Source organism: Gordonia hongkongensis (assembly GCF_023078355.1).
Lineage (GTDB): Bacteria > Actinomycetota > Actinomycetes > Mycobacteriales > Mycobacteriaceae > Gordonia > Gordonia hongkongensis.
Genome location: NZ_CP095552.1, coordinates 5,263,522 through 5,288,855, shown reverse-complemented (window position 1 = coordinate 5,288,855; position 25,334 = coordinate 5,263,522). Strand labels below are relative to the sequence as shown.

Annotated in this window: 20 protein-coding genes and 1 pseudogene; 6 read left to right on the top strand and 15 right to left on the bottom strand. The window is 68.3% G+C overall.

The window, feature by feature from the left end:
* The first annotated feature begins 16 nt into the window (after window positions 1-16).
* Both MVF96_RS23800 and MVF96_RS23795 read left to right on the top strand, forming a co-directional pair.
* Window positions 17-1,069, top strand: coding sequence for a ParB/RepB/Spo0J family partition protein (locus MVF96_RS23800; RefSeq protein ID WP_058252987.1), 1,053 nt, complete (start codon window positions 17-19; stop codon window positions 1,067-1,069).
* 148 nt (window positions 1,070-1,217) lie between these two features.
* On the top strand, window positions 1,218-2,072 hold the full coding sequence (locus MVF96_RS23795) for a hypothetical protein (RefSeq protein ID WP_065630847.1): 855 nt from the start codon (window positions 1,218-1,220) through the stop codon (window positions 2,070-2,072).
* Here MVF96_RS23795 and MVF96_RS23790 read toward each other — a convergent pair.
* From MVF96_RS23790 to MVF96_RS23755, 8 genes are all read right to left on the bottom strand, one after another.
* On the bottom strand, window positions 2,017-3,195 hold the full coding sequence (locus tag MVF96_RS23790; RefSeq protein WP_247450708.1) for an N-acetylmuramoyl-L-alanine amidase: 1,179 nt from the start codon (window positions 3,193-3,195) through the stop codon (window positions 2,017-2,019). The genes MVF96_RS23795 and MVF96_RS23790 overlap by 56 nt on opposite strands.
* A gap of 269 nt (window positions 3,196-3,464) precedes the next feature.
* Entirely contained in the window at window positions 3,465-3,803 is a 339-nt protein-coding gene (gene trxA, locus MVF96_RS23785; protein WP_058252984.1) for a thioredoxin, read from the bottom strand.
* Between the two features lie 58 nt (window positions 3,804-3,861).
* On the bottom strand, window positions 3,862-4,878 hold the full coding sequence (gene trxB / locus MVF96_RS23780) for a thioredoxin-disulfide reductase (protein WP_247450706.1): 1,017 nt from the start codon (window positions 4,876-4,878) through the stop codon (window positions 3,862-3,864).
* 146 nt (window positions 4,879-5,024) lie between these two features.
* Window positions 5,025-5,798, bottom strand: a complete 774-nt coding sequence (locus tag MVF96_RS23775) for an anti-sigma factor (RefSeq protein ID WP_247450705.1) — start codon at window positions 5,796-5,798, stop codon at window positions 5,025-5,027.
* 201 nt (window positions 5,799-5,999) lie between these two features.
* Window positions 6,000-6,566 (bottom strand): RNA polymerase sigma factor SigM, encoded by a 567-nt coding sequence (gene sigM, locus MVF96_RS23770; protein WP_058252981.1) that lies wholly within the window; start codon window positions 6,564-6,566, stop codon window positions 6,000-6,002.
* 96 nt (window positions 6,567-6,662) lie between these two features.
* Window positions 6,663-7,034 (bottom strand): thiocyanate hydrolase, encoded by a 372-nt coding sequence (locus MVF96_RS23765; protein WP_247450703.1) that lies wholly within the window; start codon window positions 7,032-7,034, stop codon window positions 6,663-6,665.
* A gap of 3 nt (window positions 7,035-7,037) precedes the next feature.
* On the bottom strand, window positions 7,038-7,748 hold the full coding sequence (scnC, locus tag MVF96_RS23760; RefSeq protein WP_247450701.1) for a thiocyanate hydrolase subunit gamma: 711 nt from the start codon (window positions 7,746-7,748) through the stop codon (window positions 7,038-7,040).
* Window positions 7,745-8,602: an SH3-like domain-containing protein gene (locus tag MVF96_RS23755; RefSeq protein WP_137809147.1), complete on the bottom strand. Its 858-nt coding sequence runs from the start codon at window positions 8,600-8,602 to the stop codon at window positions 7,745-7,747. Before MVF96_RS23755 ends, scnC begins: the two co-directional genes overlap by 4 nt.
* Window positions 8,603-8,978: 376 nt before the next feature.
* On the opposite strand from MVF96_RS23755, the gene MVF96_RS23750 reads away from it, so the two are divergent.
* Complete coding sequence (locus tag MVF96_RS23750) at window positions 8,979-10,583, top strand: IS1182 family transposase (protein WP_247452172.1); 1,605 nt, start codon at window positions 8,979-8,981, stop codon at window positions 10,581-10,583.
* A 195-nt stretch (window positions 10,584-10,778) separates the two neighbouring features.
* On the opposite strand, the gene MVF96_RS23745 is transcribed toward MVF96_RS23750, so the two are convergent.
* A complete protein-coding gene (locus MVF96_RS23745; RefSeq protein WP_247450699.1) occupies window positions 10,779-11,492 on the bottom strand; it encodes a TetR/AcrR family transcriptional regulator in 714 nt (237 codons plus the stop codon).
* A 102-nt stretch (window positions 11,493-11,594) separates the two neighbouring features.
* Here MVF96_RS23745 and MVF96_RS23740 point away from each other — a divergent pair, with 102 nt between their 5' ends.
* Entirely contained in the window at window positions 11,595-12,515 is a 921-nt protein-coding gene (locus tag MVF96_RS23740; protein ID WP_159371758.1) for a sterol desaturase family protein, read from the top strand.
* 354 nt (window positions 12,516-12,869) lie between these two features.
* Here the strand turns inward: MVF96_RS23740 and MVF96_RS23735 are convergent, their stop codons facing one another.
* The 5 genes and pseudogenes from MVF96_RS23735 to MVF96_RS24505 form a co-directional block, all read right to left on the bottom strand.
* Window positions 12,870-13,850 carry a TetR/AcrR family transcriptional regulator gene (locus tag MVF96_RS23735; protein ID WP_247450697.1) on the bottom strand — a complete coding sequence of 327 codons (981 nt, stop codon included), beginning with the start codon at window positions 13,848-13,850 and terminating at the stop codon, window positions 12,870-12,872.
* 161 nt (window positions 13,851-14,011) lie between these two features.
* Window positions 14,012-17,707: a murein biosynthesis integral membrane protein MurJ gene (locus MVF96_RS23730; RefSeq protein WP_247450695.1), complete on the bottom strand. Its 3,696-nt coding sequence runs from the start codon at window positions 17,705-17,707 to the stop codon at window positions 14,012-14,014.
* 390 nt (window positions 17,708-18,097) lie between these two features.
* A pseudogene (locus tag MVF96_RS23725) lies at window positions 18,098-20,691 on the bottom strand (DUF6049 family protein).
* A 118-nt stretch (window positions 20,692-20,809) separates the two neighbouring features.
* Complete coding sequence (locus tag MVF96_RS23720; RefSeq protein ID WP_247450693.1) at window positions 20,810-22,042, bottom strand: NUDIX hydrolase; 1,233 nt, start codon at window positions 22,040-22,042, stop codon at window positions 20,810-20,812.
* A 20-nt stretch (window positions 22,043-22,062) separates the two neighbouring features.
* Entirely contained in the window at window positions 22,063-22,185 is a 123-nt protein-coding gene (locus tag MVF96_RS24505) for a hypothetical protein (RefSeq protein ID WP_264186656.1), read from the bottom strand.
* 91 nt (window positions 22,186-22,276) lie between these two features.
* Here MVF96_RS24505 and MVF96_RS23715 point away from each other — a divergent pair, with 91 nt between their 5' ends.
* Complete coding sequence (locus MVF96_RS23715) at window positions 22,277-23,725, top strand: CCA tRNA nucleotidyltransferase (protein WP_058253767.1); 1,449 nt, start codon at window positions 22,277-22,279, stop codon at window positions 23,723-23,725.
* Between the two features lie 24 nt (window positions 23,726-23,749).
* Here the strand turns inward: MVF96_RS23715 and MVF96_RS23710 are convergent, their stop codons facing one another.
* On the bottom strand, window positions 23,750-24,658 hold the full coding sequence (locus MVF96_RS23710) for a diacylglycerol/lipid kinase family protein (RefSeq protein ID WP_247450692.1): 909 nt from the start codon (window positions 24,656-24,658) through the stop codon (window positions 23,750-23,752).
* A gap of 49 nt (window positions 24,659-24,707) precedes the next feature.
* Here MVF96_RS23710 and MVF96_RS23705 point away from each other — a divergent pair, with 49 nt between their 5' ends.
* On the top strand, window positions 24,708-25,304 hold the full coding sequence (locus tag MVF96_RS23705) for a TetR/AcrR family transcriptional regulator (RefSeq protein ID WP_065630859.1): 597 nt from the start codon (window positions 24,708-24,710) through the stop codon (window positions 25,302-25,304).
* The last annotated feature ends 30 nt before the right edge of the window (window positions 25,305-25,334 follow it).

The following is a 25,334-nucleotide window of genomic DNA, read 5'->3' as shown; positions in this document are numbered from 1 at the left end:
GCGAAAGGGAGCACCAATGAGTCAACGAGACGCCGCTCAGCGCCGGGGTGGACTCGGACGAGGGCTCGCGGCGCTGATTCCGACGGGGCCTGCCGACGACCAATCGGGCGCCCCGCGCCTCGGCAACGCCGCAGCGGATGTCGTCATCGGCAAGGGTCCGACGACAGCTGATGATGGCGTCAAGACCTCGTCGACTGCCGCTACGCAGGCGACCGGGACGCAACCTCTCAGCCCGGAAGAGGCGGGCGCGGTGTACCGCGAGTTGCCCCCGAAGGAGATCCAGCCGAATCCCAGTCAGCCCAGAACCGTCTTCGATGACGAGGCGATGGCGGAGCTCGTGCACTCGATTCGAGAGTTCGGGCTGATGCAGCCCATCGTGGTGCGCCGACTCAAGCAGCCCACCGCGGATGGGATCGCCTATCAGATCGTCATGGGTGAGCGCCGGTGGCGGGCAAGCCAGGAGGCAGGGCTCGAGGCCATCCCCGCGATCGTGCGGGAGACGCCTGACGGTGACATGCTGCGCGATGCGTTGTTGGAGAACATCCACCGTGCGCAGCTCAACCCACTCGAAGAAGCGGCGGCCTATCAGCAGCTGCTCGAGGAGTTCGGTGTGACGCACGAGGAGCTCGCCTCTCGCCTCGGCCGTTCTCGCCCGCTGATCAGCAACATGATCCGGTTGCTCAAACTCCCGATTCCGGTGCAACGCCGGGTCGCGGCGGGGGTGCTGTCGGCCGGCCATGCCCGCGCTCTCCTGTCCCTCGAGACCGGAAGCGACGCTCAGGAAGCTCTCGCGGCGCGGATCGTCGCCGAAGGGTTGTCGGTGCGGGCGACTGAGGAAGCTGTCACGCTCGCCAATCGTGGCGACGGTCCGGAAGCGAAATCTCCGTCGGCGCCGAAACGCCGTCCGATGCAGATGCCAGGCCTCCAGGATCTCGCGGAGAGACTGTCCGACAGTCTGGACACCAGGGTTACAGTCAGTCTAGGGAAAAGAAAAGGCAAGATCGTGGTGGAGTTCGGCTCGGTCGACGACCTGGAACGCATTGTCCAGTTCATCGATCCGAAGAAGTGAATTTCGACGCGGGATTTCCGGTACCACCTAGACGCGGAAGTAATGTCACAGTGACGATTGACGTAGCCAGCGGGCGCTTGTACAGCGAAAGCTGTTGTTGCGCTGCTACATTCGGCATCCGTGGAATTCTCGACCGGGGCGCACCGACATGAGTGTGTCCGTCACTCGGTTGGAACTGGGATCCTTCGCGTCGCTCCCCCGCCACACCCGCAATTGCGTCTTCTGGGAAGTCGAGCCCGTGGCGCAGACAAGCCGCGGCACGGTACCGGGCCCCGGCGATCTCGAACCCTACGAGAGCGAGTTCGACAAGGAGGCGTGGATCTCGGGTCTTCTCCTCGATTGGGGTGCGTGCGGGCAGGTCGCGATCGAGTCGAGCACGAACACTGTCATCGGTACAGCCTTCTACGCGCCGCCCAATCGTGTTCCGCGGTCGCAGCACTTCCCTACGTCGCCGGTCAGCCACGACGCCGTGCTGCTCACCAGCATCCGTACCGAGCCCGGCCACGACGAAGTCGCCACCATCCTGCTGGACGCGGTGCTGGGCGACCTGATCCGACGAGGCGTCCGGGCGGTCGAATCGTTCGGTCTGGTACGGAACGGGTCCGGCGCGGATCCCTTTGTGCTCGCCGGGAGCGCGGGTGGGGTGGCCGACGATCTCGAGCTCTGGTCGGATGAGGCGATCGTCGAAGTCGCGCGTGAGATTCTCGACGACCCACAGGGCGACCTCTGCACGAACTGTATGAATGACGCGTCGTTTCTGAAAGATTCCGGGTTCGACGTCGTGTCGTCGCACCAGAGGTTCCCGCGTTTCCGACTGGAGCTCGACGAAGGACTCGGCTGGAAGGTCGAGGTCGAGAGTGCGCTGCAGAAACTGGTGGTGATGGCCGAGATGGATCTGGCCGGTCGGCAGCGGACGGCGGTCCCGGTGGGAACCGGGCCGCAGCGGATCAGCGGGAGCTGTTCTCCGCGGCCAGCAGATCCGCGAAAGTATAAGTGCCCGTAGGACGATCGTCCTGATCGAGCAGGTACAGTCGCTTCACCGCCACCACGATGGCGTCGGCGATGACGTTGCGCCAATCCGAATCAGCAAGCACTGCAGCGTCGTTCGGGTTCGTGATGTAACCGACGTCGATGAGCGCCACGGGCATCCTGGTGAGCCGGAGGACATCCCAGGTGCGCTCGTGAGTCCGGCAGTCCGACAACGGCGTGCGTGCCGCGATCTCCCGCTGGATGAAGCCGGCAAGGTTGCGCCCGATCGTCGAGTACGAGTCGTTGTTGCCGAAGTAGAACGACGCGACACCATTGGCGCGCGCGTTCCGGTAATGGCCGCAGCGGAGCGAGATCATCAGGTCGGCGTCCATCAGATTCGCGACGCGAGCGCGCTCGTCGTCCCCGGGACGTCCCCGACCGTCATGCGACAGGAACGTCTGCATTCCGGCGGCCGCCATCCGGCCTTCGAGACGAGCACCGAGGTCCCACAGCAGTTCCGACTCGCGATCGGCGACCTCACCCGTCGACAGGGCATGGAGTCCACCGGAGCCGGGGTCGATGAGGATCCGCTTCCCGGACAGTTGCGGTCCGGAACGACGGACGTGCTCTTCTTCGCGGATCGCGTACGGCGAACCCCCGGTCACTCTCGTGCCGAGGCGCTCCAGCGAACGCAGGGTGGCCGGACCGCAGATGCCGTCGGAAGCGAGACCGTATTCACTCTGGTAAAGGCAGACTGCGTTATGAGTGGTCAGGCCGAAGATGCCGTCGACCAGCGACGTGAAGTAACCGAGGTTCTGCAGCCGGCTCTGCAGGGTGGCGACATCGTCGCCGACCATGGGCGCCGACAGCTGATACGAGAGCACTCGAGCGCCGAGTCGGTAGGACGCCTCGCGCAGGACGCGGTAGGTGGCCGGACCGACGATGCCGTCGACGATCAGGCCGCGCTCCTGTTGAAACGCACGGACGGCCCGGTCACACGCCTCGTCGAAGACGGCTTCGGGTGGATTCCACCCGTTCGCCGGCCCACCGTGTGTGGCGCTGGAGGATCCATCGTCGGGCAACAGACCACGTCCGACGAGGATGGCGCGGATCTCGGCCACCGCCGAGCCGTGATCACCAAGTCGGAACAATGGCATCTGGTCACCCCTCGTACGAATCGCGGCAGGTGCGGCTCTGCGCGATGTCCGATGTAGCCAAGCGGTACACCGGTGAAACGTCAGCCTGCATTCTCGCAGCTGGACTTCACTACACCAAACTGCACGGAGCCGAATCGGTGTGATCCGGCGTGCAGGGGTCTCCGGTCGAGACCACGGCCGACACTACCAACGCAAGCAGTCCGCGGGTGGAACGGCAACGTCGTTCACCCGTCGGACTGTCGCGTCGATGTGCGGAGAATCGCAGGTCGTCAGGCCGACTGGCCGACGACCGAGTCGAGCTCTCGAAGCAGGGCGGCCTTGCCCTTGGCGCCGACGATCGTCTTCACCGGCTGACCCTTGTCGAACAGGATCATGGTCGGGATGGACATGATCTGGAAGTCACGCGCGGTCGACGGGCTCTCGTCGACATCGAGCTTGGCGACCGTCAGCTTGTCGCCGTGGTCGCGAGCGATCTCCTCGAGAACCGGAGCGACCATGCGGCAGGGACCGCACCAGGTGGCCCAGAAGTCCACCAGAACCGGCTTGTCGGCGCCGAGAACGGCGTCCTTGAACGTGGTGTCGGTGACGGCAACGGTGTGTGCACCCATGATCTGATCTCCTTGGTCGGACCGGGCCGGGTGGCCCAGGTGGTGAGTGGTTGACGGTTCAGGCGGGTGCCTGAGCAGCGTCGATCTCGGAAACGGAGGCCGCTTCGGCGTCGTCCACGCTGAGGTCGGCTGCCTCACCTTGCTCGGCCAGCCAGCGCTCGGCGTCGATGGCCGCCGAACATCCACTGCCCGCGGCGGTGATGGCCTGTCGGTAGGTGTGGTCCACGAGGTCCCCGGCGGCGAACACGCCGGGAAGCGAAGTGAGGGTCGTACGTCCCTGGACCAGGACGTAACCCTCGGGATCCAGGTCGACCTGCCCGCGGACGAGCTCGCTGCGCGGGTCGTGGCCGATCGCGACGAACATGCCGGTCACTTCGAGGGTGCTGACCTCGCCGGTGCGCGTGTCCTCGACCTTCAGGCCCGACACCGAACCGTCGCCGACCACGGACTGCACCGCGGCATTGGTGACGAAACGGATCTTGTCGTTGGCACGTGCGCGCTCGAGCATGATCTTCGACGCCCGGAACTCGTCACGACGGTGGACCAGCGTGACACTTCGCGCGAACTTGGTCAGGAACGTGGCCTCTTCCATCGCGGAGTCGCCGCCGCCGATGACGGCGATGTCCTGGTCCTTGAAGAAGAAACCGTCACAGGTGGCACAGGCGGACACACCGCGGCCGAGGAGCTGCTGCTCCCCGTCGATGCCGAGATAGCGCGCCGCCGCGCCCATGGCGAGGATGACGGCGCGGGCCCGGTAGATCTCACCGCCGACCTCGACCTCCTTGATCCGGCCGGTCAGCCGAACGGTGTCCACGTCCTCCATGCGCAGGTCGGCGCCGAAGCGGATGGCCTGCTCACGCATCTCGTCCATCAACGCCGGACCCTGGATACCGGTCTGGAAACCGGGGAAGTTCTCCACCTCGGTGGTCGTCATCAGGGCGCCACCGAACTGGGTGCCCTCGAAGACGATCGGAGATAGCTCGGCGCGTGCGGCGTAGATCGCTGCGGTGTACCCGGCAGGACCAGATCCGATGATGATCAACTCGTGGATCTGCTGGGTCTCTGGCTGGCTCACTTGTCCTCCGTGCTGTGGGTTTAGCGAGACCCGCCCAGTCCAGGCGGGTCACGGCTGCTTCAACACCAGGGTAGGCGGAGATGTTCCCGCGGACGCGACGCGTGCCCCGGCCGGTCGGCGCAGACCCGGGCATCGCGAGGTGCCGGTCACCCGCCGACGATCCCCCGTGAGATCAGCGCCGGATTTCCCAGGTCACAGTCGAGGCCGACGATCAGCGCGTCGAAACGTCCTGCCACGCCCGTCGACAAGAGAATCGCGGCGGCTCCGGTGCCGTCGACGAGGATTCGACCGGACCCGACGATCACCACCTCGACCGGTACCAGGTGCGCGGCGGTGCAGCGGCGGAGCGCCTCCACGGAACCGAAGGGTGCTCCGTCGGTACGCCCGAGGACCGAGAGTGCGGTCGCGATGCCCGCGGGACCCGCCGGGGTCGGGACCGACGACGACTGAGCGCGCGGTGTCTGCCCGGGATTGGTCGCGTCGGGCGCCGAGACCAGCCGCAGTATTCCGACCGTTCCGACCGCGACGACGACGACCGCGGCGGCAGCCAGCAACAGACGGCCGGCCATTCGACGGTCGTCGCGCGATCGGGAGCGGGCGGGTCGACGCCCGCGGCGTGCGGCCGAGATGTCGACCGGTGCGGGATCCCGGCCGAGCGCGGCGAGGGTGGTCGCGACGTCGGCGCGGACCTGGTCGGGAACGGGCGCGGGCGCCGGACCGGCGGAGCGCAGATCGTCGGAGGTGTGATCCAGCGCGGCCAGGATGGATTGCGCGGCAACGTCATCGACGATACGGGAACGGATGTGTGCGGCTGTCCGGTCGGGCAGTGCACCGGCGTGCAGGTCGGCGAGGATCTCCGCCGAATACGGCGGGTCCGGTACATCGCCGGTCTCGTGGTCGTCTGGTCCCCGAGGGGTCATGGTGTCAGTCTTCCATTCCGGGGGATGGCGGGCGTTCGTGGAGTTCGGCTCGGTTCGGCGTGGTTCACGAGCGGAGTCGGGTCAGAGGAGGCGGTCTCCTGGTCGCGATCCGTCGGATACTTGGACGCGGCCCGCCCCGGTTCGGTTCCCCCCGGCCGCGATCTGTCGGGAACGGGATGGACCAGTCGGGGTGATGGCGGGTCAGCCGCTCCGCAGATGTCCGAGGACCTGGGCGAGTTTGAGGCGGCCGCGAGCGCATCGACTCTTGATCGTGCCCTCGGCGACACCGAGGATCTCGGCCGCTTCGGCGACCGTGTAACCCTCGATGTCGACGGCGACGATGGCCGCCCGTTGCCCTTCGGGGAGGACGTGCAGCGCCCGCCCGATCGACACCGACAGGTCGACGGCGGCGATGTCGTCGGTGGTGTCGGCGATGGAGACCACGTCCCATTCCGGCAGCGGCACGGTTCTGCGGACCTTGTTCCGTCGGATGCGATCGAGGCCGGCGTTCACGACGATCCGGTGCAGCCAACTCGTCACCTTGGCATCGGACCGGAAGTCGTGGGCGGTCCGATGCGCTGCGAAGAGGGCGTCCTGCAACGCGTCTGCGGCATCCTCGGGATTCTGGCTGGTCCGCAGCGCCACCGACCACAGATAATCGAGATGGCGGCTGATGAGATCGGAGAAGGCGTGTGGGTCGCCGGCGAGGTGAGCGTGCAGAAGCTGCTCGTCGCTACGCGTGTCGATCGCGTCGTTCCCCCCGGGCATGGGCTGAGAGTAGTGGAGCCGACACCGCGTCATCCGTTGGAGCGACGGCTGTGCACAGCTGTCGCCGGGTGACGGATCTGTCCTCAGGCCGGTCGGTCAGGACTCCAGGCGGGCGCGCACGGCAGCCATCCGCGTCCGCAACTCACTCTCGTCGATGACCCCGCGGTCGAGCAGTGTGTGTGCCAGGGCGACCAGTTGGTTCTCGGGGTAGGGCAGGTCGGCGTAGATGGTCGCCGACAGCCGGTCCTCCTCGTCGCGTCGTTCGACGACGCCGGGGGTACCCGCGTTCACCGCGGTGGAGTCGGCCACCCGGTCGAGCGCATCGCAGAGACCGTCGAGGCTTGTCTTCCACGGTGGAACAGGGTTCTCCACACCGTATTTCGCGGCCATCCGGTGCCACACCTGGTTCCGGTCGACGATCTCCTCGAGTGGTCCGTGGGATGATCCGGTGCGTCCGTCCTCGATCATCGGCTACTCCCCCGCCGGGTGGACGGCCGGGCGGATGGCCGAGACGACGTTGGTGGTGACCCCCGGTCTGGGGAGCGCGACGCCGATGAGGCAGTCGCGGGTGATGATCTCCGACAGCTGCTGCTCGGTCCATCCGTCGGTGCCTGCCGGGCGCCGCGGCATCACCATGAAGCGGTGCTTCTGATTGGAATCCTGCACGCGTACGGACACACCCTCCGGGAGCTGGAGTCCGAACTCGGACAGCACCTGTCGCGGCCACCGCACCATCCGGCGGCGGTAGTTCGGCGTTCGGTACCACTCGGGCGAGTTCCCCAGGATCGGGCGCGGATAGCACGAGCACAGCGCACACACGATCACGTGATGGATCGTGGGGGTGTCGGCGAGGATCTCGAAAGCCGTGAAATCGCTGGGTGTTCCGAAGCCGGTCGGTTCGAGCCAGTCGACGCCGACCTCCTTGCTGGCGGCCATCGGGTCGTCGAGTGCCAACCGCTCGAACTCGGGGTCGAGCCAGGCCCGGGCGACGAGCGTCGCCGCGGGCGTCGGCCCGATCTGTTCGGCGAACTCGGTGAAGCGGCGGTGCTCCTCGGCGGTGAAGAGTCCCTTTTCGATGCACAGCTCGCGCAGCGCGATCTCGAGTACCTCGAAGTCGGTGATCTCGTCGACCATCGGCTTGACCGTCCGGTCGTGGTCGTGGTCGTGGTGATCGTCGCTCATCGGCGGTCGTCCTCTCCGCCGGCGGATTCGAGCCAGCGTTCGGGGATCTCGGTCTGCAGGGTGTCGTCGGCGGGCCCGGTGTACCCGTGCCAGAGGTCGCCCATGGTGAACCGGACCACGTAGAACCACTCCGGTTGGGCGTCGGAGAGACCCCAGGTCTCGTCCTCGGGCGCTGGGCTCTCGTAGGCGACGGCCGCGACCTCGCCGACCGCGCCCCGGACGTATTCCGGTGTCCGCGTGTACAACAGGACGGGCAGCTCGCGGACCCGGACCCGGTCCCCGATGCCGAACGCGGCGTCGCCCGCCCGCCCGGCGTAGATCTGCGGGTCGCCGATTCCGATCGCGTGCCGATGGTGTGTGTTCCGCGGGACGTCGGATCCGTCTCCGACGCTGCGCGGGCGGGCCTCGAGACGCCGGCCGTCCAGTCCGCCCGCGTATCGCTCCCGGACCTCGAGCATGCGTTCACTGAGCTCGCCGAGCGCGATGTGGTGCTTCTCGACGAGAATTCTGGCGACCGCCAGCAACCAGCGTCCGTAATACGGGATTCCGAGGTAGACCGCGCGACCGACGTCGACGTTGCCGATCCGACGCCGCTCTTCGGACAACCAGATCCCGCGCCAGGCGAGCACCTCACACATGACATAGGTCATGTGCTCCCATTCTTCGTACGCCTTGCCCTCGTAGGTGATCGGTGCGTCGGGCTCACCCCCGACGTCGTGCACCGGCTTCATGTAGGCGACGAATCGATCGTGGTCGAGGAGATCGGGCGTGGGGGCATCCGGCAGCTCGGGATACGAGGACTTAAGTCGCGCAACGAGTTCGAGCTGTCTCGCACGTTCTTCGGCAGTGCTCACCGGACACCTCCCGGGCCCCTGTCCGACCGTCGCAGCGCAGTTGCAGGAGAACTTACACGCCGACCGCGTGGTTCAGGAGCGTTTTCGGCACGCCCTTGCTCCCCGATCCGATCGAACGACAGCCGCGGGCGCATCAACCCTTCGTGGCTCGTCGCTTGCGCTCCTCGCACCTCAGTATCTGCGGCCTGGCGGCCGTCGTGGCTACGAAGGAACCCGTTGTGTTGGAGCGAGCCCAACCACTGCTCCCTGAGCTCCGGGCGCTCCTCAGGGAGCAGGGGGCAGGGCGTCCTTTCGGATTAGGAGACTGCTGAAATAGTCGGCGTCGTTTCGGTGTGGGGTGAGCGGGTTTGCCTGGTGGGCTGGGATCCTGGTGAGTATGCAGGGTGAGCCGGATCGTCAGGGTGAGTTTCTGGATGTGAACTCGGTCGTCGGGCATTTGCTGGCCGAGGGCAGTGTGTTCGCGTTTTTGGCTGCTCATCGCGAGCAGTTGTTCCCTGCGGAGATGTTCGCGGACCTGTTTCCCAGCGGCCGGGGCCGTCCGTCGATCCCGCCGGCCACGATGGCGTCGGTGATCGTGCTGCAAACGCTGCAGGGTTTGTCCGATCGCGAAGCCGCTGATGCGGTCACTTTTGATCTGCGGTGGAAAGCGGCGTGTGGATTCGTGTTGGGTAACAAAGGTTTTCATCCGTCGACTCTGACGTACTGGCGTCGGCGACTGGCAGCCAGCGATCGGCCGCACCGCATTTTCGAGGTGGTACGCGAGGTCATCACCACCACCGGGGTGCTCGCGGGTAAGAGCCGTCGAGCGCTGGATTCGACGATCTACGATGACGCGGTGGCCCGCCAGGACGCCATCACCCAGGTGATCGCGGCGATCCGGCGGGTCGCCCGAGAGGTCGACGGTGGTGCGGTGGTGGTCGAGCAGCGTGCGACTCGTCTGGCCGCGTTGACCGGCGGCGGCTATGACCGGCCCGGCAAGCCGCGGATCGCCTGGGATGATGAGTGTGCTCAACAGGACCTGATCAGCGCCCTTGTCGAAGATGGGTTGGCCGTGCTCGACGGTCTGGACCTCGAGGCCATCGACAAGGAACCGAGTAACGAGGCCCAGGCGCAGGCGGTGGCATTGCTGGCATTGGTGACCGGCCAGGATGTGGAACCGGCACCAGGTTCTGATGGCACCGACGGACGCTGGCGCATCGCGCCCCGGACCGCCCCGGACCGGGTGATCTCCACCGTCGATACCGACACCCGCCACGCCCACAAAACCCGGGCACGCCAGCAGGACGGGTTCAAGGGCCACATCGTCAATGAACCGGAGACCGGGTTGGTCACCGCGATCGAGATGACCAAAGCCGCTGGTCCGGACACTTCCGACGGAGCAGTCGGGGCACGGTTGTTGCTGAGCGATCCGACCGTCGCCGACGACGCCGACGATCGTGAGGTGCTGGGTGATTCAGCGTATGCCTCCGGTGACATGCTGGCCACGCTGGCGCGGACACGATGGAACGCGGTGATCAAACCCAAGCCACACATGCCGGCGGTTGCTGGTGGTTTCGTCATCGACGATTTCACCTTCGACGCCGACGCGAACACATTGACCTGCCCCAACAACCTGACCCGGCCGGTCAGCGCGAAAGGCCACGTCACCTACGGTGCGGCCTGCCAAGACTGCCCACTTCGGGCACGGTGCACCACCGCGGTTCGTGGACGCAAAATCAGTTTCGGCGAACACCACCAACTCCAGCGCGAACACCGACAACACTTCTCTGACAAGACTATTGCCGACACCTACCGCCAGCATCGACCCATGGTCGAACGGACGATTGCCTGGCTCACCCGCGGTAACCGGCGGGTGCCCTACCGTGGAATCGAACGCAACAACAACTGGCTGCACCACCGCGCCGCCGCGATCAACCTACGCCGCCTGATCACCCTCGGACTGACTACCACCAACGGCACCTGGACACTGGCCACCGCCTGAACCGCGGCACCGCCGCCCCACCTAGATCGATCACCACGACCACACCCCGGAACCGACACATCCCCGCAGCAGGAACCTCAACCCAGGCTGGACCCTAATTCAGCAGGCTCTTAGGGAGCAGAGGGAGGGCATCGCATTCACCCCACACAGCAGCGGTTCTGTAGTTCTTGCGGATATGGGAGCAGCCTCGAAGGGTCAGGTCAGAAGCCGGCCGTAGGCGGCGACGAAAAGCTCCACACAAACGTCGAGGATCTCGTCGAGCGCATAGCGCTCCGCGTCGGCCTCCCCCGCACCGGCGACGTACCAGTCGACGAGAAGCTGGGTGACTGCTCCGACCAGGCCCACCGACGCCAGCCGTTCGCGGTCCGACGTCGGTCGCGAGCCACGAGCGAGTGCCAAGATGAGCGCGGCCCAGTCGTGGATCGCGCGCATGCGGACCTGCTCGATCTCCGGGGACACACCCACCACTTCGACGAGCATCACGCGTGCGCGCCGGGGATCGTCGGCGAGGCAGGACATGAACGCGCCGAGAGCCGCCCGGGTGACCTCCGGAACATGCTCGGCGGCAACGCCTTCCGCCGAGTCCGATGATCCGGGGGCGGCGCCGGCGATCTCCGCTGCGGCATCGACGGTCGCCGCCCGGACGAAGTCGACGCAGTCGTCGTACACGGCGACGAGCAGGGCGGCGCGGTCGGTGAAGGACTCGTAGAAGTATCGCTGCGTCAGCCCGGCGAGGTCGCAGATCCCCTTCACCGACACGTTCGCGTATCCGTCGGTTCCGAAGGCGTCGAGCCCGGCCGCGATCAGAGCGGCTCGACGGCGTTCTCTCCGCTGCGTCGGGTCGGCTCCGCCATAGCGTCGTCCGGGCGGGGTCGGCGTCGACGGGGTCGGGTCCGGCACGGCTGTCACGCGAGCTCCCTCCCGGGTCTTTACATCAGATCTTCTGACACGTTACCTTGTCAGAAGTAAGTGACATGGCGTCGTGTCAGATATCGCTGTGAGGGGACAATCGTGCTGGAGTTCTTGCCGGAGCCGATGCGTGAGCCGACCGTGCTCGCGATCCCGTTCTTCGTCACCCTGCTGGCCATCGAGTGGTTCGCCGCGGCCAAACTCGAGCACGATGACACCGAGACAGCGCCGCCGGGCGCCTACGACTCGCGGGACGCGCGTTCAAGCGTCTCGATGGGACTGGTGTCGATCGCGACCAGCGCCTTCTGGAAATTCCTCGGACTCCTGCTGTACAGCGTGCTGTTCGCCTATGTCGCCCCGTGGCAGCTGCCCGCGGACGAGTGGTACACGTGGATGATCGCCTTCCTGGGCGTGGACTTCCTCTTCTACTGGAGTCATCGCGTCTCGCATCGGGTCCGCCTGGTGTGGGCGACCCATCAGGCCCATCACTCCAGCGAGTACTTCAACTTCGCGACGGCGCTGCGGCAGAAGTGGAACATCAGCGCCGCGGTGCTGATGTGGATCCCCCTACCGCTCCTCGGCATCCCGCCCGCCCTGGTGTTCGCCGCCTACTCGCTGAATCTCATCTACCAGTTCTGGATTCACACCGAACGGATCGGAAAACTGTGGGCACCCGTCGAATTCGTGCTCAACACACCGTCGCATCATCGGGTACACCATGGCTGCGACCCCGAGTACCTCGACCGCAACTACGGCGGGGTCTTCATCCTGTGGGACCGGATGTTCGGCACGTTCGCGCCGGAGATCCGCCGGCCCCGTTACGGCCTGACCAAACCGGTGGACACATACAACATCCTGCGACTGCAGACGCACGAATATGCGGCGATCGCGCGGGATGTGCGCGGTGCGTCGACGTGGCGCGCCCGCCTCGGCTATGTCTTCGGGCCGCCGGGATGGACGCCACGCGACCTGGTCGGAGAGCAGGTGGCGGGGACGACTGGCGCATCCTCGGAAGGCGTCTGACGGAGCGGCCTCAAGGGCGAGGTCGGTCGGGCGCCATATGCGGTCACTGTGCCGATCGTCGTGACGAGTGAGATGAGCGCGGTCTGGATGCCGAGCGCCGCCGGGCTGATCGCGAAGCTCATGAGCCAGACCTCAGCTCACGCAATCTGGTTCGTGCATCTGAGCCTGCCGCGAACAGGTATCCGAGCCCTGCTGCCACCACCGTCGCCCCGAGAACGGCGAAGCGCCCGAGGCCCCCGGGTCGGTCCTACCCTTCTCGCGTGTCAGGCGGTCGCGTGAGTACCGCGGGTCGGCCGAGGGAACCGTCACGTCAGATACGAGCGCGCGGTATCAGGATGGCGTATGCCAGTTTCCTCAATTGCCCGTCGATGCCGGCCGAGAGCGGAGCTCGGGGGACGAGATCACGTGGCCGGCGAACCCGGCTAGAGCCTGCTCCAGCAGGAGCACGTCGAGCGTGTCACCGGCGGCGGCTCCGTCGAGTGCCGCGATCGACGTCCCCAACAAGCCTTCGATGCCTCGACGGATGACCGTCCACAAGATCTCTGTCTTCCCTGCGTGCTCGTGATAGACGGTCGCCACCGAGACGCCCGCGTGGGCGGCGATCTCGTCGATACGAACGTTCCGGAAGCCGCGTACGAAGAACAACTCGGTCGCGACGTCGAGGATTCGTTCGCGTCGGGCGATCGGACTTCGACGTGATCGTGCGTCATCTGTCCCCACCACAACAGGAGCCGTTGCCAGGTCACAGTCGAGAATCGAGTCCGTGAGCGCTCGCTGGACCTGCATGAGGCGCTTGGCCGACAGTGAGCCACGCATCCGGGCCGTGCTCGAGTACACACTGAGGACAGCGGTCGCGAGTAGTTCCGCGCCCGCCGGGTCGACCGCGGGTCGGGCGGCGCTGATCTTCGCCGCCAGCGTGTCCACGAGTCCCCCGAAGGAGCGATTCAACTCGGACAGGCCCGATCGCTCCAGGTGCAATCGTTCGCGGTTCCAGAGGATGGAGACATCTCGATGCGCGGTCATGTCACCCAATGCGTCGAAGAACAACCCGATTTGCTCCTCGGGAGTGCCACCGCGCTCCTGCGCATCGGCCATGAACCGGCTGACGGTCCGCACCTGCGCGGTCAACGCCTGCGCGAGGATGTCCTGCTTGGACGGAAAGTGTCGGTACAACGCAGGCCCGGTCAGTCCGACCGTCGCCCCGATCTGTTCCATGCTCACGTTGCGATAGCCGAACTCCTGAAACAGGCGTGTCGCCTCTCGGACCAGGTGTTCGAGCCGGAGTTCGGGCAGTCGAGCGCTCTTCGCACTCGCGATGTCTGCGGATTTCGACACTGGTGTCGAGGGCAGCGGTACAGGAGACCGCGCCGATGGTTCCGCGTCATGCCCCGCACGTACCCGAGTGCCGTCGTCGTTCATACTCGTTGGTCGTAACTCGGACCTCGAGTTGCACGCGCCGATAATCGCGGGCCGCGGTCAGGTGCTCGACGGGTGCGTCAGCCGGCCATCGTGACGCGCGAGATCTCGGCCTGATAGCCGCTTCCCGAATTTGGCAGGCTCGTGAGCCAGACCATGACGTAGCGGGTGGTCGGCGGCTGGGCGATCGGAATCGTGGTGGACGCCTGGTCCACCTGACCCGACGCCACCGTCGTCGTCCGGGCGAACGCCGGACGCGCCGACGGCGACGTACGGATCTCGACGCTGATCCCGGGCGTCGGACTCTCGATGGTGACCGACCGCACCGGGCGTTCCGCTCCGAGGTCGAACATGAGGCCCAGCCCCGGCTTGAGCCCGCCGAAGTCCGGACGCCCGCGATAGTTGTCGGTCTGCCACGGCGGGGCGGCGCCGGTGATCACGTTGCGTACGTTCGCCGAGTTGTCCGGTGTCTGCGCGGAGAAGTCGACGACCGAGACCGACTGCAGCGCAATGGGTTGCGGGGCCGCCGGGGCCGCGGGCGTCGGCGGCGGCTGGGCGCCGGGCGGAGGCGAGGGCTCGGTCGTGGTGAGGATCGAGTCGATGTCGCTCGAGCCGCTGCTGCCGCCGAAGATGTTGGTGGCACCCACGATCAGCGCGATGACGATGAACAGGGCGAGGAGTCCGGCCCCGATGAGCAGCGCCAGGTTGCGGCGCGGTGGCTTCGCGTCGCCACCGGCACCCAGTCGGGGCGCCACGCTCACCGGCTGCGGGGCGTCGGCGTCGGTGATGGCGGGCAACATGTCGGTGTTCAGGTCGACGACCGTGGCCTGATCGAGGACGTGCTGCACCGTGGCCGCGGTACGGATCCCGCGGGAACCGTCGAGCGCGCGCGCCGCGACCGCCGAGATCTCGAACGGGATGTCGGGCTTGCTGAGCCGCGGCTCGACCGGTTGTCCGTCCTCACCGGGTGTGGCCACGGGGATCCCACCCACGGGCTCGGTGGTGTCGGCGGTGGTGATCAGCCGGGACCCGTCCGCGGGATCGAGCGCCCAGCGGTTGAGCAGGAGCGCGTACAGCACGGCCCCGAGGCCGCGGACATCGGACGCCTTGTCGTCCCCGGCGAGGGTGCCGGGGAACGCGAGCACGGCATTGCCGTCGTGGCTGATGCGGATGCGGTCGGGATGGTCGATGGACAGCGCGCCACCGGAGCGGTGGGCGATCTCGGCGGCCGCGGCGAGTGAACGCACCGCCCGCGCGGCGCCGATCGGCGACGGTCCCGACCCGGCGACATCCGCCAGGGACGATCCGGGCACCCATTCGGCGACGACGATGCCGCCCGACGATCCGCGGACGACGTCGAGGACCCGTGCCACCCCGTCGGAGTTGATCTGGCCCAGGCGCAGGGTGCGCGACAGCACGGCCTGCGGTCCCTGATCGGACATCTTGGCGGCCTGACCACGCTCGGGCGGCGGTGCGAGCTGCTCGGCGTCGACGAAGGTCAGCGCGACCTCGCGGTCGAGGTTGATGTCCTGGGCCCGCCAGAACTGCAGACCGCGGGTGCCGCCGTGCTGCTCGAGCAGTCGGTACCGGCCGCCGGCGACCGCAGCGCCGGGGATGAGGCGTGGTCCGCGGCGGCGTGGGCTCGCCGCGCTGTCGGCCGGACCGGTCTCGGCGGCGGGAGTCGGGGTCGGTGGAGTGGGTGCGTCGCCGGCTCGGGGCTCGGCGGGCGGCCCGGTGGCAGCAGTGGTGTCGACCTCACTGTCACTCACGCGACGGACTCCTCTCCTGCGGTATCTGATGTCGCGCGGTACCGGCGCGCGTTCGGGGATGGGGCGCACATCCCGGGTCGCGCCGATCGCGCCACCGGAGTGTACGGAGTACGACTGCCACGTCGCGGTACCTCTGTCGAAGCGGCGCAGCACCTGTACCTGACCAGAGTACGGGAGCGATTCGTCGCCGGTGACGCGCGGAAACTGAACTGTGATCGCCGGTGACTGTTCACGTTCGGGCTGCGGCGGCGGGGCGAGCGCCGGGATGAACCGGCCGAGCAGACGGCGTACGGCCAGCCCGATCGCGACGACATCCGGTACGCGGGCCGCGGCGAGACCGGCGTAGGTCACCGCGAGCACCACCGCGGCGGTCAGCCCGAGGTAGAGGACCGACCCCACCTTGCCCAGCCAGCCGATCATGTCGTCGAGGCCGGTGAGTTTCGCGACTGCCCACACGGTGGCGGAGACCCCGATCGAGACAGCCAGGGTCACGACGGACGTGCGTGCCACATCCGAGAGCCGGGCCCCGCGAAGACGGCTGCGGAGCAGGAAGTGCCCGACGACGGCACCGACCAGATAGCCCAACCCGTTGGACAGCGCGAGCCAGCGCACGACGAGTTCGGGATCGTCGAAGAGCACCGGCCCCAGGTACGACGACACCACCTTCACCACGGTGATGCCCAGCGCGATGAACGTCGGGGTCCACGCGTCCTCGCGGGCGTAGAACACGCGCAGCTGGACGAGGGTCATCGAGTACGGGATGAGGGTGAACGCACCCCACGACAGCACCGAACCCAGCTGCGACGCGGAGGCGGCGTCGAACTTGCCGAAGTTGAAGACGGCGATGGCGATGGCCGGTCCGAAGAACGTCATGAACGACACGACCGGGACGAGGGCGACCATCGTCAGTCGCGTCGCCAGGGACAGATCGTCGACGACCGCCTTGGTGTCGTCGGCGGTGGCGTTGCGCGACAGTCGCGGCATGATCGCGGTCAGGATGGTCACGCCCAGCACGCCGTACGGAAGCTGCAACAACTGCCAGTGGGTGAAGTAGATGCTGACGCCCGACGCGTCGGCCGACGATGCGATCCGGTAGGTGACGATCAGGCCGACCTGGAGCAGCGCCACATACGCGACGATCGCGACGGCCATGTTCCCGAACTGGCGCAGGCGCGCGTCGATCCCCCACTGCAGGCGCAGCCGCACCCCCGACTTGCGGAGGAACGGCACCAGTATCAGCGCCTGGAGCACGACACCGGTCGTGCAACCGATGCCGAGCACCAGGAGCTGCGGATCGGACATCCGGACGGGGTTGAGGGTGATCTCGCCGGGCACCACCGCGTAGAGCACGAGAGTGGTGATCTGCACGACGTTGTTCAGTACGGGCGCCCACGCACCCGGCTTGAAGTAGCCGCGCAGGTTGAGGATCGCGATGAACAACGCGGACAGGCCGTAGAACAGGATCTCCGGCAGCAGCAGGTAGGCGAGCGCGGTCGACAGCTCGCGATTGACCTGCCCGTCCCCCAGGTTCAGATAGGTGAGCAGCGGCGCCGCGATCACCGCCACGACCGTCGCGGTCCCGAGGACGACGACGGTGATGGTGAAGATCCGGTTGATGAAACCCTCGCCGCCGTCGTCGTCCTCGGCCTCGGCCCGGGCGAGCAGCGGGATGACGATCGCCGTCAGCACGGCGCCGAGGACGACCTCGGCGATCATGTTCGGCAGCACGTCGGCCGCCTGGAACGCCGAGGCGATGGCAGGGCCGAGCATCGCGAGGATGAGTACGGTCCGCAGGAAGCCGGTGATGCGACTGAACAGGGTGGCGATCGCGATCGACCCGCTGGTGCGCAGGATGCTCGAGTCCGAGTCCCGCGCCAGACCGGTCGACGACGCTTTCCCGTCGGGCGTTTTCCCGTCGGGCGCCTTCTCGTCGGGTGCCTTCTGGACGGACACCGCGCCGGCGGCCACCGGACCGTTCGACGGTCCGCGGGGGTCGGACGCGGTCATGACCCGCGTGTTGTTCTGGGCCGGTGACACGTCCGGCCGGGCCGGCGTGGGGGCCGGTGGAGTAGGTGCCGATGGCGCGGGCGGACGCGGGGCCGAGGGTGCCCGCCCGCCCGGCCGCGGCGGCGCGGGTCGTGGGGCCGCAGACCGCGCGTCGGGCGATCGTGGTTCGGCAGGCCGTGGCGCAGTGGGTCCCGGATCCGGGGACCCGGGCGGGATCCGCGTCGGAGGGACCCGGCCACCCGAAACCCGGTTCGGCGGAATCCGCCGGGGTGCGGCGCGCTCGGGACGCTGGGGCGGCACCGGGCCGGGTGTCCCCGACCGCGGTACACGCGGCTCATCGTTCCAGGTCACGTCGCTTCTGCCGCCGTCCTCGGGTCGTGGTGATGTCGGTCATGGAGGGTCATCGCCCGGTTCCTCGCCGTACGTCCGACCCTCGCTCTGCAGGGTACGGCGTCGCTCCTGATACCCGCTTCCGGCAAGCAATCGCTCGAGTTCGTCGGGTTCGGGACGGTCGGCGTCGGCGGGATCGGGCTGGCCGCGGAAACGATGCCACAACCGACGCGCGGTGAGCAGGACCAGCGCTGCCGCAGCGATGATCGTGATGTAGAACAGCGGCTTGCCGTACGCGTTGGTGTGCACCGACAGGCTGATCGGCTGGCCCAGTGGCACGCCGGTGACCGTCGACAACCGGATCTGCACACTGATCGCCTCGGAGGCGTCGCCCTGGGTGGGCAGCTGGATCTGCCGGGTTCCGCGCGCCGGGATCTCGATCACCCCGAGGTCGCCGATCTCGATGCCCGCCGGCTCGGACGTGGTGATCCGGGCACGCACCGGGAGCGCGAGGTCGTTGCTCACGACCAGCAGCAGCGGACTCCGCTCGGAAGCCAGCGTGTAACGACCGCCGGGATCGAGGATGGTGACCGACTGCGACATCCGGTACAGGGTCGACGCGACGGCGTCGATGCGTTCGGTCTGCGCGCGCCGCAGGTGGGTGTAGACGGCCGACCCCTGGGCATCCGGGGAGCGGATCGCCCGGAGCTGGTCCTCGCGCAGCGGCGACATGTACCGCTCGGGGGTGGCGGCGACATCCGCCGAGCGCACCAGGGCGCCCTCGAACTGCCAGCTGTCCTCGACATTGCGTCGTATCGATCCGGTCGCGTCGCTCGTCAGCACCGAGCCCACCTCGCCCACCGGACCGACCCCGGGCGGGTCGATCAGCCGCGCCTGCTCGGGCGCGGAATTGAGGTCGGCGGCCAGCGTCGACAGCGGAGCCGGTGTCGCGGCACCCGATTCGAGGAGCAGCCGTGCGGTGGTGAACAGGGCCTCGGCGTCGGCGGACGTGGGCGACCAGTACGTCGGGGGCATCAGGAACGCCGATCTGCCGACGACCGGGTCGGGCGACGGGCGTGCCCCGGGTGCGGTCGGACCGGGTTCCGGCGCGGCGATCGCGGGATAGGCGAGGGCACCGATCGCGCTCTGGCGCCTGCTTCCCTCGGACTCGTCGGACAGGTCGACGCGCTGACTCGGAGGCGTCAGAGCGGGGGTGGACGGCGCCGTACCGAGCGCGGCGAACGAGGCGGTCACAGGTGCGTCGTAGGTCTGGGCGGCGAGGTCACCGATCCGGTAGCGGCCGGCGGCGTCGCGGCGACCGACCGGCGCGACGGAATTCGACGACACCGCGGTCGCGGTCATCTCGGCCTCGGTGAGGGCGGCGGCGCCGTCGGCGTCGATCGCCCCCAGGGCGGGGATCGAGAGACCGCGCACGCTCCGGACGCCGAGCACGGTGTCGATGATGTCGGCCGGTGACCGCAGCGCGGCCTCGGTGAGGCCGGTGTTGCCGATCCGGGTCAGGGAGGTCAGATCGGCCTGCGCGTACGGCAGGGCCACCACGCACATCCGCTGCGCGATCCATCGCAGGCCGGTGAGCCAGCGACCGGCGGCGTCCACGCCGCTACCGGGCCGGGTCGTCGACCTCGGATCGGCGGGATTGTCGGACACCTCGTACCCCAGCGACATCGCGCGCACCGTGACGACGAGGTCGGGGTCGATCGCCAGGCACATGCTGTCGGCGAGCTTCTCCGAACCGGGCAGTGCGCTCGGTTCCGGGTTCTCCGGTGTCTCGGATGGCGGCGTGTCCGATGTCACCGAATCCGATTGTGCGGGTGGGGTTCCCCGACGACCCGCTGCAGCGCGGCGAGTAGCTCGGCGAGTCTGCCGCCGTCGGCGAGCGACCGCGCCATGTTTTCGTTGATCAACCGGACCGGTTCGGTGTTGCCGCCCAGCACACCCGGCGCGAGCTGCGGCGGGGCGGCCAACGGCCACACCATCGTCATGCGTGCCGGACTGGACAGGTTCGCCGACACCGACCCGTCCGGCCCGAGCCCGACGACCGGGTCGGCGTCGGAGTACTCGGTGGACGGGTCGACGTAACCGGCGGCCCGGGTGTCGTCGGGTGGCAGGGACAACACCGGCAGCAGCATCCGCGATCCCGCGACCTGCGCGGTGTTGCCGTACTCCGGGGTGCCGTTGACGTTGACCTGCATCGGGTACACGCCGGGCTGGGAGATGGCCAGGCCCTGGCCGTCGGGACCGTTGTTGGCCGAGAGTGCCATCGACATGCGGAAGCCGACGCTCTCGCCAGGGGCGAGCGAGTCGGACAGCGCTTCGAAGGGGCCGGCCACGGCGACGGCCGGATCGTCGTCGGCGAGGTCGGTGCGCAGGCCCGCGGCCGACGCCACCGGATCGCCGCGCTCGAGCCGGATGGTCAGGTCGGTGATGGACCGGTCGCCGACGTTGTCGACGCGTCCGCTGACGGTGACCACCGGCCGGCTGGTCGTGGTCACGATGTTCGGGGTCATCGAATCGATGACGATGCGGGCGAAGCGGCTCGGTGACCGGTCCGACGCGCCGGATCCGGCGTCGGAATCGCTGGTGGCCGTCTCCGGCGCCGCCGACGCCGGTCCCACCGCGCCGGACAGGACCATCAGACCGAGAACGGCCAGGACCACGGCGGAGGCCAGCGTCGCGAGCGCGCCGGACCGCAGCGCATGCGAGAAGGCGAGAGAACGAGACGAACGGGGCTCGGCGGCGGACGGGCGCGGCTCAGCCATCGCCGGCCGCGGGCCGTCGTGGACGGCGCCGGCGCCGGCGCGGACGAACCGGGGGCGGTGGCTCGTTGCGGCGCTGGTTGCGCGCGGCGGCGGCTTTCTCATAGGCGTTGGGTTCGGTACGGATGCTGTCGGCCTCGGACTGGGCCAGCCGGGTGGGGTCGGCGGCGAGTTCGGCGATCACACCCCGGGCCATCCGGGCGAGTCGCCGCTCGTCAGAGTACGTGAGCCGACGCGGGAGCTCGTGTAACGGCACCCAGGCCACCTCGGACACCTCGTAGTCGGCGTCGGACAGCTCGCCGCCCGTGCACCGCAGCAGGTAATGATGCACGGTCTTGTGGATCCGACGACCTTCGCTGACGAACCAGTAGTCGATCTTGCCGAGCGGGGCCACCACCGTGCCCTGGATCCCGGTCTCCTCCTCGACCTCGCGGATGGCGGTCTGCTCGGCGGTCTCGCCGGTTTCGATGTGTCCCTTGGGCAGCGACCACATGGTGCGGCCGCGACGGTCGACGCGACCGATGAGCGCGGCCGACAACTGGTCGACGGGGAGGTCGAGGTCGGAGATGACGAGCCCCCCTGCCGAGGTCTCGCGCACGGTGCGGAGTTTCTCGTTGCCCGCGCGGTCGGGATGGACGCGGTCGGCAGCCGGGCGTTCGGACGCACGGTCCGCCCGCGCCGTGCGCCGTCGACCCTTCGACGCCTTGCCGCCGGCCTGGGTCAGACCGGTCTTGGTCAGCTTGGCGCTGACGGCGACCATGTCCGACGGCTTCGGCGGGGTGACGCGGGGTCGCGCACGATCGGGATCGACCGGGAGCTTGTCGACGGGCTCGGCCTCGACCGGATCCGGGCACGCGGGATCGGCGGCCCGGGCGCGGGCGAGGTCATTGGGAGTCGGGTGATGAGTGCTGGGTGCCGGTTCGGAGGCCGGGTTGGGCGAGCCCGGTTTGTGGCCCGGCCGCGAGCCCGCCTGGCCGGGAGTCGGCTGCTTGTTCTTGGGTTGGGCATGACCGCTCTGTTTGTGCCCGTGCGGACTGTGCGCCGTCGGGGTGTGAGCGGGCGCCGCACCTCGGTTCTCGGACTTGCGCCGGCCCCGGCGGCGTCGGCCGCGCCGGGCACGACGCCCCTGGCCGGAGGCATTCTGCTCGCCTTGTCCGCCACCCTCACCGTGCGCACCCGACGAGACGCCGCTGACGTCTGAAGGGTTGGTCGAGGAATCGGTGGACACTCCACGATGCTAGCGGCTGGTCACCTGCAGTTTGTCCGGACGCCTCCGAGGGCGCGTAGGTTGTGGATTCGCAGTGTCGCGAGTGCGCCGGGGGTGTATGAGTCGTCGCCGACGAGCTGTGCGGCGTCGTCGTCGCGGGTCACGACGGTAGGGTGGCAAGCCGTGAACGACACTTCCTCGTCCGGTGCGGCGGCGTCTGGGCCATTCCGGAATGGGGCAGCCCAGCCGGACCAGGTGCACTCGGCGGACCCGGAACGGCGCACCCGCCTGCTCGCCGCCGCGGCGATCGCACTGCGCGACCTCGACGACGTCCTCGTGCCCCTCGGCAAGCTGTTCGAGACCGCCGGCCACGAGCTGTACCTGGTGGGCGGCTCGGTGCGCGACGCGGTTCTCGGGCGTCTGGGCAACGACCTCGACTTCACGACCGATGCGCGCCCGGAAACGGTGTCGCAGCTCCTCCGCGGCTGGGCCGACGCGTTCTGGGACGTCGGCATCGAGTTCGGCACGGTCGGGGTCCGCAAGGGCGACCACCTGATCGAGATCACGACGTTCCGCGCGGACTCGTATGACCAGGTCAGCCGCAATCCCGAGGTCACCTTCGGCAAGACCCTCGACGACGACCTGATCCGACGGGACTTCACCGTCAACGCGATGGCGGTCCGGATCGGCTCGGCGGGCGCCCAGGACTTCCGGGACCCGCTCGACGGGATGACCGCCCTGCTGGCCGGGGTCATCGACACCCCCGCCACGCCTGCACAGTCCTTCGGCGACGACCCGCTCCGGATGCTGCGCGCCGTCCGGTTCGTCTCCCAGCTGGGATTCCGGCTCGCGCCGCGCGTGTGGCAGGCGATTACCGACATGAACGGTGAGATCGAACGCATCACCGTCGAACGCATCCGCACCGAGCTGGACAAACTGATCTGCGGCGAGTTCCCGATCGAGGCGATCGACGCCATGGTCGAGACCGGTCTGGCCGAGCGGGTGCTGCCCGAGGTGCCCGGCATGAAGCTCACCATCGACGAGCACCACCAGCACAAGGACGTCTATCAGCACTCCCTGACCGTGCTCCGCCAGGCCATCGATCTCGAGGACGGCGATCCGGACCTGGTGCTGCGCTGGGCGGCCCTGTTGCACGACATCGGCAAACCCGCGACGCGGCGGCACGAACCGGGGGGTGGCGTCAGCTTTCATCACCACGAGGTCGTGGGCGCGAAGATGGTGCGCAAACGGATGCGGGCACTCAAGTATCCGAAGGCGGTGGTGTCCGACGTGGCGCAGCTGGTCTTCCTGCACCTGCGCTTCCACGGTTACGGAGACGGCGCGTGGACCGACTCGGCCGTCCGCCGGTACGTCACCGATGCCGGTCCCCTACTCGACAAGCTGAACAAGCTGGTGCGCGCCGACTGCACCACCCGCAACAAGCGGCGCGCCCGGCGGCTGCAGCAGAACTACGACAGTCTCGAGCAGCGGATCGCCGACCTACAGGCGGCCGAGGATCTCGAGAAGGTCCGGCCCGACCTCGACGGCAACGCGATCATGGAACTCCTCGGCGTGCCGCCCGGTCCGATCGTCGGACAGGCGTGGCGTCATCTGAAGGAGCTACGCCTGGACCGTGGACCGCTCAGCCGCGACGAAGCCGAGGATGCCCTTCGCGAATGGTGGGCGGCGCGCAGCGGTCAGTGAGGACTGCGAGACGCCCCGGGCGTTTCAGCTCGCCGGCGCGAACACCTCGATCGCGTGCGGTACCGCCTCGAAGACCGCCGGCAGCTCGCCGACGAGGTCACCGTCGACCGACACGAGGGCCGGCGGATCGCAGTACAGCTCGACCTCCGCGCCGCGCATGGTCCGGACGTTCGGACTGTCGATGTGCTTGCCCGAGAACACCTTCGGGAAGACGCGCGCAATCGTCCAACGTGCCAGCCGCGGTGGGTTGAGCGCGAGGGTCACGTCGAGCCGGCCGTCGGTGATCGACGCCTGCGGCGTGATCTTCATGCCACCGCCGTACGACGTGGTGTTGCCGATCGCGGCGAAGATGAGGTCGGATTCGACGGCCTGGTCGTCGACGCGGACCTGGTAGTGACGCGACCGCAGAGCGAGTAGTTCGAGGAGCGCCGCGATCGTGTACCGGGACTGTCCGCGCGGCCGGCGCATGTCGATGGCCCGCGCGGTGACCGCGGCGTCGAACCCGGTGGCGGCGACCGTGCTGAACAGCGCGGTCTGCCCGTCCGGGAAGCTGACCCGGCCGAGGTCGATGGGTCGCCGGTGGCCGGCCAGGATGACCTCGACGGCGTCGGCCGGATCCAGTGGGATGCCGAGGTTGCGGGCGAAGTCGTTCCCGCTCCCGGCCGGGACGACGGCCAGCGGCTTGCCCGACCCGATCGTGGCCTCCACCGTCAGACGCACCGTGCCGTCGCCCCCCACGACGACGAGGACGTCGGTGTCCCCCCGGGCAGCCTTGCCGGCGAGATCGGCGGCGTCGGCGATGTCCTCGCCCACGATGATCTCCACCTCCACGCCGCGGGCACGCAGCAGTTCTGCGGCGTCGTGGGCGACGCGCAGGCCCGTTCCGTGCCGTGCGTACGGAGTGGCCACGAGTGTGGCGTGTTCGATAGTCATATGAGTCGGCCCCCCGCCGTTCAAGTGATCCGTTACAGTGTTACACATCATGGCAATCCGTAACGAGGAGATCGGGGATCTCGTTCTGGATGCGGCACGGAGCTGTCTGCTGCGTAGCGGCGGACGCAAGGTGACTGTCTCCGAGGTGGCCCGACAAGCAGGTGTCAGTCGACCGACGGTGTACCGCCGGTGGCCCGACATCAACGAGATCATCCGCGGGCTGTTGACCCGCGAGGTCCTGGGAGTCGTCGAGGACGCGATCGGCGGACGAGGCGAACCCGCCGATCTGGATGCGCTGGTCGATCGGGTGGTCGCGGTCGTCGGCGCGCTCCGCGACGACGAACTGATCGCCTCGCTGTGGCGCGAGCAGCGAGACTTCATGGCGCCGTACGTCTTCGAGCGTCTCGGTACGAGTCAGCAAGGGGCGCTCGCGATTCTCTCGGACATGCTGTCGCAGGCCCAGGAACGGCGCCACGTCCGGGCGGGTGACGCCAAACGGATGGCGGCGATGGTGCTGCTGATCGCGCAGTCGTTCCTCCAGTCCGGGGCACTGGTCTCCGACATCATCGCCGAGGGCTGGAGCACCGAGTTGCACGAGATGCTGGCCGGGTATCTGCGTCCGGCCGGCGCGGGCGTCGACGGATGACGTCGTGAGCGCCGGTCCCGCGGTGCGACT

Coding starts and splice junctions, on each gene's coding strand:
- MVF96_RS23800 (WP_058252987.1), top strand. CDS start 17: ATGAGTCAACGAGACGCCGCTCAGCGCCGGGGTGGACTCGGACGAGGG.
- MVF96_RS23795 (WP_065630847.1), top strand. CDS start 1,218: ATGAGTGTGTCCGTCACTCGGTTGGAACTGGGATCCTTCGCGTCGCTC.
- MVF96_RS23790 (WP_247450708.1), bottom strand. CDS start 3,195: ATGCCATTGTTCCGACTTGGTGATCACGGCTCGGCGGTGGCCGAGATC.
- trxA (WP_058252984.1), bottom strand. CDS start 3,803: ATGGGTGCACACACCGTTGCCGTCACCGACACCACGTTCAAGGACGCC.
- MVF96_RS23775 (WP_247450705.1), bottom strand. CDS start 5,798: ATGACCCCTCGGGGACCAGACGACCACGAGACCGGCGATGTACCGGAC.
- sigM (WP_058252981.1), bottom strand. CDS start 6,566: ATGCCCGGGGGGAACGACGCGATCGACACGCGTAGCGACGAGCAGCTT.
- MVF96_RS23765 (WP_247450703.1), bottom strand. CDS start 7,034: ATGATCGAGGACGGACGCACCGGATCATCCCACGGACCACTCGAGGAG.
- scnC (WP_247450701.1), bottom strand. CDS start 7,748: ATGAGCGACGATCACCACGACCACGACCACGACCGGACGGTCAAGCCG.
- MVF96_RS23750 (WP_247452172.1), top strand. CDS start 8,979: ATGCAGGGTGAGCCGGATCGTCAGGGTGAGTTTCTGGATGTGAACTCG.
- MVF96_RS23730 (WP_247450695.1), bottom strand. CDS start 17,707: ATGACCGCGTCCGACCCCCGCGGACCGTCGAACGGTCCGGTGGCCGCC.
- MVF96_RS23710 (WP_247450692.1), bottom strand. CDS start 24,658: ATGACTATCGAACACGCCACACTCGTGGCCACTCCGTACGCACGGCAC.
- MVF96_RS23705 (WP_065630859.1), top strand. CDS start 24,708: ATGGCAATCCGTAACGAGGAGATCGGGGATCTCGTTCTGGATGCGGCA.